The following is a 13811-nucleotide window of genomic DNA, read 5'->3' on the forward strand; positions in this document are numbered from 1 at the left end:
TGGGCAGCTTCATCTACACTTTTGGCCATTTTATTCCGCGTCGAAAGGTCGGGTCACAGTCAGAGGGTTATAGCGCTGAACTTTTGAGAATCACACTTGGAACTGTGGACCATCTTAGCGAAATACACAGGGCAGGCGGGGGAAAAGTGCTCCCGGTTGCCCGGCTCAGGTTTCCCGGAAGGCTCTGTTGTCAAATTATGTTTGCACGGAAGTGAACGGGCGAGAGCATAGTTCCGCCATGTCTTGATTGGCGTATGGAAAGCACGGCCAGATAAAGAATGTAGCCACTCTTTTGTGCTAGGACTTTCAACATGATCTCCGCGGTGACCTCATGAAGGAAATCGAACTCAGATTGGCGCTGGTGTTTTATGGCGGGGTTTCGCTTGCCATCTATATGCATGGCGTCAGCCGGGAGATCCTCAATCTCGTACGGGCGTCGAGCTGCCGTCTTGACCGCAAATCGAACGGGGCTGCGCAGAAAGCGCCGGATCAGGATCTGCCACCCGTTCAAAGCGCCTACAAGGATCTTCTCGATCTGTTGTCGTCTGTTGCCGATATTCGTGTGGTGGTCGACGCAATTGCCGGGGCGTCCGCGGGCGGTGTCAACGGCATCATGCTGGCACGGGCCATCACTCATGACCTGCCACTCGACAGCCACAGCGAGCTGTGGCTGAAAAATGCCGACGTCACGCGTCTGGCGCGGCCGCAGCCCGGTCTGTCCCGATATTTGAAGATCTCCATTTCGCCCGTTCTGGATCAGCTCATTTCAACCCGTTTGACGAAACAGATCGAAAGTGCGGAAACGCGCGAAAAGCTGCGGCTGTTCATGCAGGCGAGGTGGTTCACGCCGCCCTTTTCCGGCGAACGGTTCATCAGCTGGATGCTGGACGCCTGCAAGAAGATGGAGGCTGACGCGGTGCCGGGTCGCAGCCTTATCCCACGCGGGCAGACATTGGATCTGTTTGTCACCATCACCGATTACAACGGCATCAAGCGGCGCATTCATCTTGATGATCCGGACTATGTCGAGGAGTGGGATCATCGGCGCATCCTGAAGTTCCACGCCGCCCACAGGATGCCGGGGTATGTCGAAAGCCAGTTCGACACGGACAGCATTCCCGAAATTGTGTTCGCTGCCCGCGCGACGTCGTCTTTTCCGGGGGCGTTTCCACCTGCGACGGTTGCGGAAATGGAACGGGTGCTGGCCGATCATGATCTGACGTGGCGCAACCGTGATTTGTTTCTCGCAAGACGGCTGAATCTGACAGCCGAGACGGCCGGACACCACTGTTTTGTCGACGGCAGTGTGGTGATGAACAAGCCGTTTGCTCCCGTGATCGACGTTATTCAGGATCGTCCGGCTGCGCGGGAAGTGGCCCGGCGGCTCATCTACGTGGATCCGTCGCCCGTTGTTCCGGTGGAAACGGACAGCACCATTTCCGAATTGCCGGGCTTCTTTCGGGTGATCCTGGCTTCGCTCGCCCATATTCCACGCAACGAGCCCATCGGCGATGATCTGAAAGAGCTGGAACAGAATAACCGGCGCAGCCGCTGGCTGTCGCAGTTGATCGATGACGCCGGCCCGATGGTCGAAAAAGCCGTCTCCGGCATTTTGCCCAAGCGGCGGCGCGTAACGCCGGACATTCTGTCAAACTGCCGCAAGCGGGCGACAGTGGCGGCGTTCGAGCAGGCAGGATTCGCCTTTCTCAATTATCAGTCCCTGAAGCTGTATTCCCTGGCAGAGCGACTGGCCGGTCTAACGGCGCGGCTCAGCGGATTGCCAAAGGTGCGGGACCAGGAAGAGGCAATCTTGGGGCTCTATTCTCGTCACATCAGCCGTTTGACCACCGAGAGCAAGGATGTGCTGGGCCGTACCGATCCGCATGTGGTTGCCTTCCTGCGTGGACTTGATGTCGATTACCGGATACGCCGGCTGCGCTTTGCAGTCCGCAAGCTCAACGGATTCTACAGCTATCGCTCTGGCTCCGACCTGCCGCCTCCCGATTTTGAGGCGCTCGATCAGATGAAGGGGCTGCTCTACGAGCAGATCGACCACCTTGGGTGGCGCTGGACCGACGGGTTCTTCGGCGGCCGCAGTCGTGAGTTGGCAGAGGCCTTCGTGCGTGCGGTTGAGGCGGGCAGCTCGAACGTTGCCGAGCATGTGGGGCCCATGCTTGCATCGCTGACGCAGATGATGGGGCTTGCCGACCTGGACCGCTTGCAGGACGAGCTTTTCGCCGATACGGCCCGCAATCTGCTCGACAAAAAGCGGCACACCTCCCTGATGGGCACCTATATCGGGTTCGGGTTTTTCGATCTGATCACCTTTCCGGTGTTGCAGCGGAACGACTTTTCAGAGGTCACCGAAATTCTGGTTGACCGGATCAGCCCTACGGACGCCGCCAGCCTTTACACGGAGGGCTTCGACCTCAAGGGCAAAGCCCTGAACACCTTCGGCGCCTTCTTCAATCGGGGGTGGCGGGAACATGACTATCTGTGGGGACGCCTCAACGCGGCGGACAGGCTGGTCAGTATCGTGTTGTCTGCAGCGGGTGAGGGCACTTTGCCGCAGATTCAGATCAATCAGGCGCGTGCGCGGATCTTTCTGGCGGTTCTGGAAGAAGAGCGCGGCAAACTTTCTGAAATACCTGAGGAAATTGAGCGCATCGACAAGCTGATCCGGTCGATCTATCCCGACTTCGCCCATGTGGTGGCGAGCGTTTGAGCGGCTGAAGGTCATTATTTGGCAAGTGATTCCTTGACGTGAGGACTGCTCTTTCGCTACGCACAAAAGTGGCCGAGGAAATGCGCGTGGAATTTTGAGTTGATGACTTTCGTTGCCGAACGATTTGGAACCGGACCAGAGGTTTTTCTGGGGTTCATTCTGGTGCTTTATGCTGCCAGCTTGATCGTGCTGTTCACGACCGGTCTGATCATGACGGCGATGAACAGTCGCCATCCCGACCGCAAGATCCAGAAACGCCAGCCGACGCATGACGCCCTGCGCGATATCAAATCTTCCATGCGCCAGCTTGCGATAACGAGCTGCTGTCTTTCCATCGGCCTTTACTGCCAGTTGCGTGGCTGGACGCTGTTCGAACCTGTGGCCTTGTCCTGGTGGTCCGTACCGCTGTTCTTCGTGATCTCGCTCGCGTTGCACGACACCTGGTTTTATTGGGGACACCGGATCCTGCACACCAAAATGTTTTACCGGTTCCACAAACCGCATCACATGACGGTGACGCCGACAGTCTGGTCCAACGATGCAGGCTCCAGCGTCGATACGCTGTTCGCCCATTCCTATTATGCACTGGTGCTGTTTTTCGTGCCCATTCCACCGTTGGTATTCCTGGGTCACCGGCTGTTCGATCAGGTGTCGGCGGCGATTGGTCATTGCGGCTATGAGCATTTCGCGAGCCCGAGTGCACGCAAGCCCTGGCCTTTGCTGTGTACGCTCTACCACGACCAGCATCACCAGTACTTCGTCTACAATTATGCCAACTACTTTTCGTTCTGGGACCGGTTCTGCGGCACCATTCACCCGACTTATGACGAACGGGTGGAAGGCTTTGAGGCGATTTATGCGGGCACCGGCAAGCAGGAAAAGTCATGATGGGGCTTCTCGTCGATTACCTCATCGTTCTGGCACTGACATATGCGGCCATGGTGGCGGTCTATTTCGCGACCGGCTTCACAGTCATCGCGATCAATGCTCGCCATCCTGATCGGCGGATCCAGAAACACCGCGATGGCATGAAGCGCCAGGCGGAGGAAATCCGCGCCTCCATGAAGGCGCTGGCGACATCCTCCCTGCTGCTGTCTTCCGGCTATTTCGCACAGACCCAGGGCTGGACCCTGGTCGCGCCATTGGAGTTGAGCTGGTGGTCGTTTCCGCTGATGTTCGCCGTCTGCTTCGTTCTGTTCGATGCCTGGTTCTACTGGGGACACCGGATCCTGCACTGGCCTTCGCTCTACAAGTTCCATGTGCCGCATCACCGCTCGATTGCACCGACCGTCTGGAGCAACGACAGCTCGACCACCGTTGACACCTTGATCGAGCATTTCTTCTATTTTCTGGTCTGGTTCGTACTGCCGGTGCCTGCGTTGAGCGTTTTTGCGCTGCGGCTGTTCGACCAGATTTCAGGCATGGTCGGTCACTCGGGCTTTGAATATTTCGCCTCGAAGTCGTCGCGATTCCCGTCGCCGCTGATTTGTACGACGTTCCATGATCTGCATCATTCGCAGTTTCACTATAATTACGGTAACTTCTTCTCGTTCTGGGACCGGATCTGCGGAACCGTGCATCCGAAGTACGATGTTCTGGTGCGTTCCATGGAAGAGACCGGGGAAATTCCGGATTCAGAAGAAACCAAAGTCAAGGCAACCGGGTAAGCCCGCACCGTTCTTACGTGTGTCAGCCAACCGACCAATTGGATGTGTGAAGAGATATGCTCGATCAGGCGCTGACGACATTGCTTGAATTTCTGCCAATTTATGCAGCGTGCTACGCTGTGAACGTGTTTCTGTATTTTGCCACCGGCTGGGTGCTCGTGAAAATACAGGACCGTCATCCCGAACGGCGTATCCAGCAGAACCGTCGCGGCGAAAAGCGCATGTGGAAGGAAATCCGCGCCAGCGTCTATTCGCTGACCGTCACCGCAGGCTGTCTTGCCGGTGGCATCTTCCTGTCAATGAAGGGCTGGACGCTGGTCGCTCCGCTGGAACTGACCTGGTGGTCGGCGATCCTGATGTTCGTCGTATCCATCCTGGCCTTTGATACCTGGTTCTACTGGGGCCACCGGTTCATGCATACGAAGGCGATGTACCGCTTTCACGCGGAGCATCATCGCTCCGTCGCGCCGACCGTCTGGAGCACCTATTCCGATGATCTGGTCGATGCCTTTGTCATGCAGAGCTATTACCTTTGGGCGGTCATCATTCTGCCGATCCCGATCCCTGTGCTCATCGTTCACAGGCTGTGGGACCATTTCAACGGCACCATCGGCCACTCTGGGTTCGAGTTCTGGGCGTCGCCCATGTCTCGCATGCCCTCGCCAATGGTCTGCGTGACCTTCCACGATCAGCACCACTCGCGCTTCCGCTACAACTTTGCCAATTTCTTTTCGTTTTGGGATCGGGTGTGTGGCACCATCGATCCGAAATATGACGACCAGGTCAAGGTGTTCGAACAGATGGATGACAAAGCGGCTGCAAAGCCGGCAGCTCCTGGCGAGTAAGGCGAAGAAGGTGGTTTTCAGGTCCTGCCGGATGCACTGCAATCTGACCGCGGGACCAATTGCTTGCGGTGTTTCAGCAAAAACAAGGATTGTCCGTTTAAACCGGTGTCCCGTGTCTGCTGAAATGCCAAGGTGGAATGAGTAACGGGGCTTTGGATTGAAACATCTATTTCTGGTGATGCTCGGCGGCGGGTTGGGCGCGGGGGGGCGGCATCTCGTGTCTCTCTTGTCACTCCGCCTGTTTGGTTTCGGTTTTCCGATCGGCACCCTGACGGTCAACGTCGTTGGATCGCTGATCATGGGGCTTTTCGTCGGCTGGCTGGTGCATCATGAAACCAGCAACTTGCAGACGTTGCGCTATTTCGTGGCTACCGGGTTTCTTGGCGGCTTTACAACGTTCTCCGCGTTTTCACTGGACACCTCGGTTCTGTGGGAGCGTGGCGATACGCATCTGGCGCTGATATACGTGCTCGTTTCTGTCACCTTGTCCATTCTTGCGGTTTTTGCCGGACTGATGCTGATGCGTCAGGTTGCAACCTAAGAATTCCTTCCCTTTGCTGCCGATTCCGCCTATACGCAGCGGAACGAATTTTCCCGACGCCTCGATGTAGGGGCGGTGGATGCGCGTCACGGCGGCTGGCCCGACGCCCAATTTGAGAAAAACATGTCCGCGATTGAACAGAAACAAGTGACCGCCGATGAGGCGGGCATGCGCCTCGACCGTTGGTTCAAGTCCCATTTCCCAGGGCTTGGCTTTGGTCATCTGCAGAAACTCCTGCGCACCGGGCAGGTCCGTGTCGATGGCAAACGCGCCGAGACCAACACCCGCATCGCCAAGGGGCAGATGATCCGTATCCCGCCACTCGGGGTGGAGCTGCCGGCGGACGACAAGAAAAATGCAAAGCCGAAGTCCAGCAAGCTGATTGCCGACGACCGCAAGGCCATCGAAGACATGCTGCTGTTTGAAGACAGCCAGGTGATGGTGCTGAACAAGCCGGCCGGTCTTGCCGTGCAGGGTGGTTCGGGGCTGAAGCGTCATCTGGACGGCATGCTGGACGCTTACACCGACAGGAAAGGCAACAAGCCGCGTCTGGTGCATCGTCTCGACCGCGAGACCTCCGGTATCATTCTGGTGGCACGCACGCGCCAGGCCGCGCAGGAGCTGACCAAGGCATTCCGCCATCGCAATACCCGCAAGATCTACTGGGCAATCCTGGCGGGGGTTCCGAAGCCGTTCCAGGGCCGTATTTCCACCTTCCTTGCCCGGAACGAAGGCGAAGAGCGGATGCAGGTCGTCCGTCAGGGTGAAGACGAAGCCCAGCACGCGGTCTCGCTCTATTCGGTTTTTGAAAAATCCGGCCAGAAGCTTTCCTGGGTCACGATGAAGCCGGTTACGGGCCGGACGCATCAGCTGCGTGCCCATGCGGCCCATATCGGCCATCCGATTATCGGTGATGACAAGTATTTCAACATCGAGAACTGGGAATTGCCGGGCGGCATCCAGAACCGCCTGCATCTGCTGGCACGCCGGATCGTGATCCCGCATCCCTCGGGCCATGGCACGATTGATGTGTCGGCCCCGCTGCCGCCGCATATGCAGCAGACCTGGAACCTGCTTGGATTTGACGCAACGGACTATGATCCGGAAGTGGATGATCCGGACGACGCGCTCAACAAGCGCTAAAAGCGGTCTTTTTTTAGCTAAAGCCTAATGGCCTGCGGAATGGATCTTCAGATTGAGGAGTTCATCTTCCGCGGGCGGCTGAAAATGGCTTGCGATGCGATCGAACTCGGCCTCCGATACCGAGAATTCGTGCTTGCCGGACAGATTGCGCTGTCGCAGCCTTGCCTTGCAGACCTCATCCGACACGTCAAAAAAATGCAGTTGGTGCGCACATTGCGCCGTCTCGGCAATGGTCAGCATCCATTGTCGGCTTTCTTTTGTGTTGGCGTGAAAGTCCAGCACGACTGACAGGCCGCTTTGAAGCAGGGTGACGGCATGCGGCGCTATCGTTTTTCTCAAGAGTGAAGAGCAGCGCACAAAATCGGCGAGGGTGGACATCTGATCGCCGAAGAGGCCGGACAGCCAGGCGTCTTCGCGAAGGAGAATGCTGCCCGGACGTTCAGCAAAGCCGTCTGCCAACGTAGACTTGCCCGAGGCAGGTTTGCCGCAAAACAGGTGCAGAGTAGGGGCGGCGTCAGGCGGTAACATTCGAAGATCAGCTCGCTGTCAGATGTTTGCTGTCTTGAGGACGTCCTTCAAACGCCCTGAAACAGGGCGCTCAGGATCACCGAGGCAAATGTGACGCATATGACACCCGCCACCAGCTTCCAGGCGTCCTTGCGCTTCTTGAGGCCGGGCCAGCCAAGCGGTTTGATCACCTGGATCGCGGCAACCAGTAACAGCAGCAACAGGATGATCTTGGTCAAGAAAAGCTCCGGGCGGGCAGGGCGCGCTATGCAGGGTCGGCAGGTGCCTGAGTGGCTCCGTCAGACACGATTGTGACAGCGGCTCCAAAACGTTGAAACATCCCGCTTTCGACTGAAAACGGAATGTCTCAAGGGCATAGCCAATCCGGCGGAAGCCTGCAAGGTCAGGCGCCGGTGCTTCGCTGAAGTTTTGCCATGTAGGTCGGCAGCTTTTCCATCGACGGAACGACGATCAGCGTCTTGACGTGACCGCGTTTGAACGCAGTCAGGAACTTGTCGTAGTTCTTGAAAGCCACACAGCCATGGGATCCGATTGACCGGCGCAGCAGGCGCGTGTGTGTCAGCATGCCATCACGGCCTTTCATGGCTGCACGGTCTTGCGGCAGCATGCGAATGGCCTCCACACCATGGAAACGACGCTCGCGCATTCTCAAGGTATAGACGTTGGGCGGTGTCGGGCCGAGCATCTTCACGTGAGAAAACTTCGGATTGTCCATCCGGTGACCGATGCCGGAGTGGGCCTCCAGCTTGGTGCCGTCCGGCATATGAACGGTTGCCGAGCTGATGTCATATACGGCGACCTTGCTGCCTTTGCCGGGAAGGCCGGGCTTGGTGCTGCCGAAAAGCTTGCCCAGGCCGCCGAAGACGCCGTTTTCATCGTCTTCGGGATTTCCAGGTGTTGCGTAGGCCAGAACAGGCGAGGCTTGTTCAGGCTTTTCCCTGCCTTCAGGACGGTTTTGCGCGACCACCGGTGCGCTGTGGCGCGGCGGTTCGGGTTTCATGCCCGGAGTCGGTGGCGGAACAGCGCCGGGGTTCGCTGTCTCGTCCGCTGCAAGGGCAACGGTCACGGCTGTCTGGTCGGGTGTCGCGGCGACACTCGTCTCTGCCTCGGCGCCAGTGCCAGCGCCCTGTAAACCAGCCATTGCAACATCGGGAGCAGCGCTCTCTGTTGCTGCGTCACCAAGCGCCGCGACGCTTGTCGTTTTGGCGGCTGCCTGGCGGGCCATAAGCGTTTGGGTGAGTTTCAGCCGAGCGAGCTTGGCGGCAAGCGCGACTTTCGCTGCCTTTTTGGCTTCGGCTTCAAGGCCTGCGGCTTCCGCCTCCAGAGCGGCCTCTGCTTTAGCGGCAATTTCCTCGGCCTCAGTGGCGGCCTTTTCCATTGCCAGCGCTTCGGAAGCTTGTTGCTTTTTCGGCATCAGCGCAGTCGGTGCCAGCCCCAGAGAAGCTGCAGCAGGGGGGACCTGCGTAAGCGTCAGCTTATTCTCTGGCTCGGTGCCGTTCGCGACGAGATGAGACGGGGCGATTGAGGTTCCCAGATAGGTGGCGGTTCCGACCAGGCCGGATATCACCAAAGTTGCCCCTGCGAGGATCGTGTAAAAAGTCCGGTTGGTCTTCCGGGGCGCTGTGTGACCCTTCAGGCCGGACTTTTGTTTCTTCTGAAGCATTCAGACAAAACCACTCTTTTGCGCCGGTCGTGTTCAACCGCGCTCCAAATCTGTATCCTTTGGTGACAAATTTGCCCCAAACGTTCATGCCCACCCGCCTGCAGCAGTATCATCGAACATGGTAACCAAGACCTTTACGACGAATATGCAAACGACAATGAGATCGCTAACCACTTTAAAGAGGCAATTTTCGGGCAGTTTTCCAAAATGAGCGATATCCAAAGATTGAACGTCAATTTGCCGCAGAGTGTGGAAGTCTTTGCCTATTGTTGAAATTACCAATCAATAACGTAAATGTCGCCAGATCTTGCAAGATGGGGCGGTGTCAAATGTGCTCTTGACCAACGGGTGAAAACCCGGCACATGCGGGCTGACTTCCGTTCCCTTGGCACAGGATGCCCATGTATCTGATCATCTTCGACGTCGACGGCACGCTGGTCGACAGTCAGCAAACCATTTTGCAGGGGCTGCAAGTCGGCTTCGAAGCCGCGGGTCTGCCCATGCCGGACCGCGAAACGGCTTTGTCGATTGTCGGACGATCGCTGGACGAAGCCTTTCTGGATCTCGTCGGACCTGAACACAGCGACAAGATCCCGGTCATGTCAGAGGCATACAGGCAGGCGAAGTGGTCTCGCAGGCGGGAAGGGCTGGACCTTGATCCGCTTTATCCGGGCGCACGCGAAGCTATCGACAGACTGTCTCTGCGCGATGACGTCCTGCTTGGAATTGCCACCGGCAAGGCGATGCGCGGCGTCAAGCATATGATGGATACCCAGGATCTGCATGGTCGCTTCGTGACAATTCAGACTGCGGACACATCACCTTCCAAACCGCATCCGGATATGGTGCTGCGGGCGATGGCGGAGACGGGGGCGGACAAATCCCGCACACTCATGATTGGTGATACGGGGTTTGACATGGCGATGGCCAAGGCTGCCGGGACGCATGCTCTGGGTGTCTCCTGGGGCTATCATGACCACGATCGGCTGACGGCCGATGGTGCGGACAGGATCGTTCAGTCCTATGCCGAGCTGGATAATGCGCTTGGCGAACTTCTGGATTTCGACAAGGAAACAATGTGATGCGCGATTTTCTTGAAACTTCGCAGGAAGATGAATCCAAGGATCCGGAACTGCGGGCACGCGAGCTTTCGCGCCGTGAATTGCCGAAGCGTTTCTACACGGAAGCAACACATGTTGCCACAGACGGCGGATTTGCAATTCACCTGGACGGCAGACCCGTCAAGACCCCGGGCAAGGCGGCCTTGCTGCTGCCGAGCGAAGTTCTGGCGAAAGCTGTCGCAGCCGAGTGGCAGGCGCAGGAGAAGGAAATCAACCCGGCCAGCATGCCGCTGACGCGGATTTCCAATTCGGCGCTCGATGCAGTGAGTGTCCGGTTCGATGAAGTGGCTGACGACATTACCCGGTTTGCCGGTAACGATGCGCTGTGTTACCGGGCCGACCATCCTCAGAGCCTGGTCGAAAGCCAAAGGCGCTTGTGGGACCCTGTGGTGGATTGGGCAGGAGGGCTGCTTGGCGGTCGTTTCGTTCTGATCGAAGGCGTCATTCACGCCGCCCAGCCTGACCCGTTGCTGGCCGCTTACCGGGCCAGGCTTTCAAACCTGACCCCGATGCGCCTCGCCGCGCTCCACACGATCACCAGTTTGACCGGATCAGCCCTTCTGGCGCTCAGCCTCCTGGAAGACTACCTCGACGCTGATGCGGCCTGGACAGCCGCGCATGTGGAAGAAGACTTCAACATCGAACGCTGGGGCGAAGACTTGGAAGCTGCCCTCGTCAGAGCGTACAAACGCAAGGAATTCGACGCGGCGGTGCTGATCGTTAGGGAAGGGTGAGTTCTGACTTTTCGCAAAAGGAAGCAACGTATACTTTGTGCGGAAAGTACGACTGAACGCGGTGGCTACTAGGCCCCTGCCCTCGCAGGGGCGGCTCGGGTCAGGTTGCAGCTAGGCCGGGGAAGAGATCGATCCAGTCAGGATTTGCTTCTTCGATCATCCTGATTTTCCAGGCCCGCTTCCAGCGTTTGATATTGCGCTCCCGCTGATATGCTTCTTCTGGACGTTCGAAGAGTTCGAAATAAACCAAGCGGTTGACGGTGTATGCCTTGGTGAAACTGCTGCCGAGGCCGTTTCGGTGTTCCCAAGTCCTCCTGAGCAGGTCGTTGGTCATGCCGACGTACAGAGTTCCACCGGTCTTGCTGGCGAGAATGTATACGGCAAACGGGTTCCTCTGCCTCATCGGGCTTCCTAAGCTTGTTTTCAGAACCACATTTTCCCGAAGTGGCCGCCCCTGCGGAGGCAGGGGCCCAGTAACCATCATGGTCAGAGACTTGGGAGGCCGCTTGAGCTATGCAATTCGGTGTGCTTTTCCAAGGAAGAGACTTCACCCCAGATAGAACGTTGTTGCCATCAGGAAGAAGATGAGAACGCCGAGGACGTCGTTGGATGAGGTGATAAAGACGCCTATGGCCATGGCGGGGTCGATGCCGATCTTGTCGAGAACGATGGGCACGGTAGCGCCGACCATGGCGGCGAGGGTGGTGACGCAGAGCAGTGACAGCGAAGTGGCAAGCGCGAGATGAAGGGGGGCTTCCAGCGGTACGACCAGAGACGCCGCCAGTACAAGACAGCCGAGGATGGTGCCGGCGATTGCGCCGTTGAAGAGAGCCGCCATGAGTTCCTTCAGCAGGCGATAGAAGATGTCGCCCGACCAGAGGGCGCCGGTCGCTATGCCTTGAACAGCCACAGCAGATGCCTGCAGGCCGGCATTTCCCGCCATGGACATGGTGACGGGAATGAATGCGGCCAGAATGGCGGCTTCGGCGAGCTGATCCTCGTAAGAACCGACCACTGTTGCTGCGACGCTGGCGCCTCCAAGACCGGCCAGCAGCCACGGCAGGCGGCGGCGGACGATGCGCAATACCGTGTCATCCGACCGGGATTCTGCCGAAACGCCGCTCATCAGCAGCATGTCCTCATTCGCCTCGTCCGAGGCAATGCGGGTCAGTTGCTTCGGCGTGATCCGGCCGATCAGGTGGCCTTCGCCACTGACCACCGGCACCGTGCGCATATCGCGTTTTCGGGCGATCCGCAGCACTTCTTCCTGATCGGTGTCGGTGGAAACCGCCAGCACGTCCCGGTTCATGAAGCTCGACAAGGGGGCATCTGCCGGGGCAAGCAGAAGTTTGCCCACTTCCACGGTGCCGGTCAGCTTGCCTTCGGCATCGGTCACATAAACGGTAAAGACCTTGCGGATACGGCTGGCTTCCGCACGCATCTGCGTGACAGCCTCGCCCGCGGTGCAGGTTTCGGGCAGGGCAACGAACTTGCGCGCCATGACGCGGCCGGCCGTGTCGTCTGCGTAGGAACCGCGCGTGGCAATGTCTTCCACGTCGGGCAGGCGTGCGATCAGTTCGTCCGCGACATCGTCTGGAAATTCGTTGAGAATTTCGGTCGCGTCTTCCGGGTCGAGGCCGGCGAGAATGTCGCGGAACTGCTCCAGCGTGGATTCTTCCATCAGGATGGACCGGAATTCCGGGCGCAGCTCGGCAATCACCTTGATGGATGGGTTGGCCGGCAGCCATTGAAACAGTTTGCGGGCATGTTTCAACCGCATCCGCGTCAGCAGTTGCATGACGTCGACCGGGTCCCAGCGTTTGAGCAGCTCAACCAGTTGCGTGCGCTGCCCCGCCTTGATCATCTCGCGGACGGCCTTCTGCGCATCGTCGTTGACTTCCAGCGGTTCGTTGGCCGGCTCCCTGGTCCATGCGGTTGGGGCAAGCTCTGCGACATCGCTGGAATTGCTCATGGATACTCACTTTCCGGAAAGGGCCGGACCGCTTTTACGGATGTTTTGTGACGTCAGCCTGACAGTTGACTGCCGGTTCAGACCTCAAATTCCTCAATATCGGCAAAGGCCTGCCGTAACTTGTCGGACCACCCCCGCGACAGCTTCTGGAAATACTCGTCGTCCTGCTCAATGCGCACCTGGCGATCGGTCGAAAAGGTGTCGGTGTTGTAGAGCAGCATATCGATCGGCATGCCGACGGACAGGTTCGATCTGACGGTGCTGTCGAAAGACAGAAGCACCAGCTTGGCTGCTTCGCCGAGGCGCATGTCTGCCCGTGTCACCCGGTCGAGGATCGGTTTGCCGTATTTGTGCTCACCGATTTGCAGATAGGGCGTGTCTTCGCCGACCTCGATGAAGTTGCCGGCTGCATAGACCTGGAACATGCGCGGTGCTTCGCCCTTGATCTGGCCGCCCAGAATGAAGGTGACGAAGAAATTTTCCGCGCTGGTTGCGAGTGCCTCGCCATCGATCGCCTTGACTTCGCGAACCGCGCTGCCGACCAGCCGGGCGACCTGGAACATGGTCTTTGCTGTCATCAGCGTTGCCCGGTCGTTTTCCGCCGATGTGATGTGTTCGCTCAGCAGGGAGACCACAGCCTGGGTGACGGCAAGGTTGCCGGCAGAAAGCAAGGTAATCACCCGCTCGCCAGGTTCTTCCCACACGTGGAGTTTTTTAAAGGTGGAAATGTTGTCGACACCAGCATTGGTGCGTGTGTCCGCGGCAAAGACCAGTCCGCGATCCAGTTTCAACCCAACGCAATAAGTCATTCCCAAGTCCTCAGACTGCACTTTGACCTGTCACAGACGCCTTCGTGGTGAAGACACCCATCG

14 protein-coding genes are annotated in these 13811 nt (G+C 58.0%); 8 read left to right on the forward strand and 6 right to left on the reverse strand.

The features are described 5' to 3' along the window. Positions 1-331: 331 nt before the first annotated feature. The 6 genes from FMN63_RS23945 to FMN63_RS23970 all read left to right on the forward strand — a co-directional run bounded on the left by FMN63_RS23945 (position 332) and on the right by FMN63_RS23970 (position 6921). A complete protein-coding gene (locus FMN63_RS23945; RefSeq protein ID WP_148586620.1) occupies positions 332-2725 on the forward strand; it encodes a patatin-like protein in 2394 nt (797 codons plus the stop codon). A gap of 102 nt (positions 2726-2827) precedes the next feature. Continuing rightward, positions 2828-3613 carry a sterol desaturase family protein gene (locus FMN63_RS23950; protein ID WP_148586621.1) on the forward strand — a complete coding sequence of 262 codons (786 nt, stop codon included), beginning with the start codon at positions 2828-2830 and terminating at the stop codon, positions 3611-3613. After that, the gene (locus FMN63_RS23955; protein WP_209001289.1) at positions 3610-4392 is read left to right on the forward strand and encodes a sterol desaturase family protein; all 783 of its coding nucleotides are present in this window, start codon (positions 3610-3612) and stop codon (positions 4390-4392) included. The genes FMN63_RS23950 and FMN63_RS23955 overlap by 4 nt, the downstream gene beginning before the upstream one ends. 56 nt (positions 4393-4448) lie before the next feature. Further along, positions 4449-5237 (forward strand): sterol desaturase family protein, encoded by a 789-nt coding sequence (locus FMN63_RS23960; protein ID WP_148586622.1) that lies wholly within the window; start codon positions 4449-4451, stop codon positions 5235-5237. Positions 5238-5394: 157 nt separating this feature from the next. Then, entirely contained in the window at positions 5395-5778 is a 384-nt protein-coding gene (gene crcB / locus FMN63_RS23965) for a fluoride efflux transporter CrcB (RefSeq protein WP_148586623.1), read from the forward strand. Between the two features lie 123 nt (positions 5779-5901). Then, positions 5902-6921: an RluA family pseudouridine synthase gene (locus tag FMN63_RS23970; protein WP_148586624.1), complete on the forward strand. Its 1020-nt coding sequence runs from the start codon at positions 5902-5904 to the stop codon at positions 6919-6921. Between the two features lie 24 nt (positions 6922-6945). Here the strand turns inward: FMN63_RS23970 and FMN63_RS23975 are convergent, their stop codons facing one another. The 3 genes from FMN63_RS23975 to FMN63_RS23980 all read right to left on the reverse strand — a co-directional run bounded on the left by FMN63_RS23975 (position 6946) and on the right by FMN63_RS23980 (position 9112). Continuing rightward, positions 6946-7449, reverse strand: coding sequence for a P-loop nucleotide/nucleoside kinase family protein (locus FMN63_RS23975; RefSeq protein ID WP_162855085.1), 504 nt, complete (start codon positions 7447-7449; stop codon positions 6946-6948). 47 nt (positions 7450-7496) lie between these two features. Then, entirely contained in the window at positions 7497-7667 is a 171-nt protein-coding gene (locus FMN63_RS29595) for a hypothetical protein (protein WP_162855086.1), read from the reverse strand. A 164-nt stretch (positions 7668-7831) separates the two neighbouring features. Beyond that, on the reverse strand, positions 7832-9112 hold the full coding sequence (locus FMN63_RS23980) for a DUF2778 domain-containing protein (protein WP_148586625.1): 1281 nt from the start codon (positions 9110-9112) through the stop codon (positions 7832-7834). A 401-nt stretch (positions 9113-9513) separates the two neighbouring features. Here FMN63_RS23980 and FMN63_RS23985 point away from each other — a divergent pair, with 401 nt between their 5' ends. Beyond that, positions 9514-10194, forward strand: coding sequence for an HAD-IA family hydrolase (locus tag FMN63_RS23985; protein WP_148586626.1), 681 nt, complete (start codon positions 9514-9516; stop codon positions 10192-10194). Next, a complete protein-coding gene (locus tag FMN63_RS23990; RefSeq protein ID WP_148586627.1) occupies positions 10194-10967 on the forward strand; it encodes an ATP12 family chaperone protein in 774 nt (257 codons plus the stop codon). The genes FMN63_RS23985 and FMN63_RS23990 overlap by 1 nt, the downstream gene beginning before the upstream one ends. Before the next feature lie 100 nt (positions 10968-11067). Here the strand turns inward: FMN63_RS23990 and FMN63_RS23995 are convergent, their stop codons facing one another. From FMN63_RS23995 to FMN63_RS24005, 3 genes are all read right to left on the reverse strand, one after another. After that, complete coding sequence (locus FMN63_RS23995; protein WP_148586628.1) at positions 11068-11370, reverse strand: GIY-YIG nuclease family protein; 303 nt, start codon at positions 11368-11370, stop codon at positions 11068-11070. A gap of 144 nt (positions 11371-11514) precedes the next feature. Beyond that, positions 11515-12939, reverse strand: coding sequence for a magnesium transporter (gene mgtE / locus FMN63_RS24000; RefSeq protein ID WP_148586629.1), 1425 nt, complete (start codon positions 12937-12939; stop codon positions 11515-11517). Between the two features lie 77 nt (positions 12940-13016). Next, positions 13017-13748 carry a proteasome-type protease gene (locus tag FMN63_RS24005; protein WP_148586630.1) on the reverse strand — a complete coding sequence of 244 codons (732 nt, stop codon included), beginning with the start codon at positions 13746-13748 and terminating at the stop codon, positions 13017-13019. Positions 13749-13811 lie beyond the last annotated feature (63 nt).

Origin of the sequence: Stappia sp. BW2 (assembly GCF_008107695.1) — a bacterium.
Taxonomy (GTDB): Bacteria; Pseudomonadota; Alphaproteobacteria; order Rhizobiales; family Stappiaceae; genus Roseibium.

Coding starts and splice junctions, on each gene's coding strand:
- FMN63_RS23955 (WP_209001289.1), top strand. CDS start 3,610: ATGATGGGGCTTCTCGTCGATTACCTCATCGTTCTGGCACTGACATAT.
- FMN63_RS23990 (WP_148586627.1), top strand. CDS start 10,194: ATGCGCGATTTTCTTGAAACTTCGCAGGAAGATGAATCCAAGGATCCG.
- FMN63_RS23980 (WP_148586625.1), bottom strand. CDS start 9,112: ATGCTTCAGAAGAAACAAAAGTCCGGCCTGAAGGGTCACACAGCGCCC.
- FMN63_RS23985 (WP_148586626.1), top strand. CDS start 9,514: ATGTATCTGATCATCTTCGACGTCGACGGCACGCTGGTCGACAGTCAG.
- FMN63_RS23950 (WP_148586621.1), top strand. CDS start 2,828: ATGACTTTCGTTGCCGAACGATTTGGAACCGGACCAGAGGTTTTTCTG.
- FMN63_RS24005 (WP_148586630.1), bottom strand. CDS start 13,748: ATGACTTATTGCGTTGGGTTGAAACTGGATCGCGGACTGGTCTTTGCC.
- FMN63_RS23945 (WP_148586620.1), top strand. CDS start 332: ATGAAGGAAATCGAACTCAGATTGGCGCTGGTGTTTTATGGCGGGGTT.
- FMN63_RS23970 (WP_148586624.1), top strand. CDS start 5,902: ATGTCCGCGATTGAACAGAAACAAGTGACCGCCGATGAGGCGGGCATG.
- FMN63_RS23995 (WP_148586628.1), bottom strand. CDS start 11,370: ATGAGGCAGAGGAACCCGTTTGCCGTATACATTCTCGCCAGCAAGACC.
- FMN63_RS23960 (WP_148586622.1), top strand. CDS start 4,449: ATGCTCGATCAGGCGCTGACGACATTGCTTGAATTTCTGCCAATTTAT.
- mgtE (WP_148586629.1), bottom strand. CDS start 12,939: ATGAGCAATTCCAGCGATGTCGCAGAGCTTGCCCCAACCGCATGGACC.
- FMN63_RS23975 (WP_162855085.1), bottom strand. CDS start 7,449: ATGTTACCGCCTGACGCCGCCCCTACTCTGCACCTGTTTTGCGGCAAA.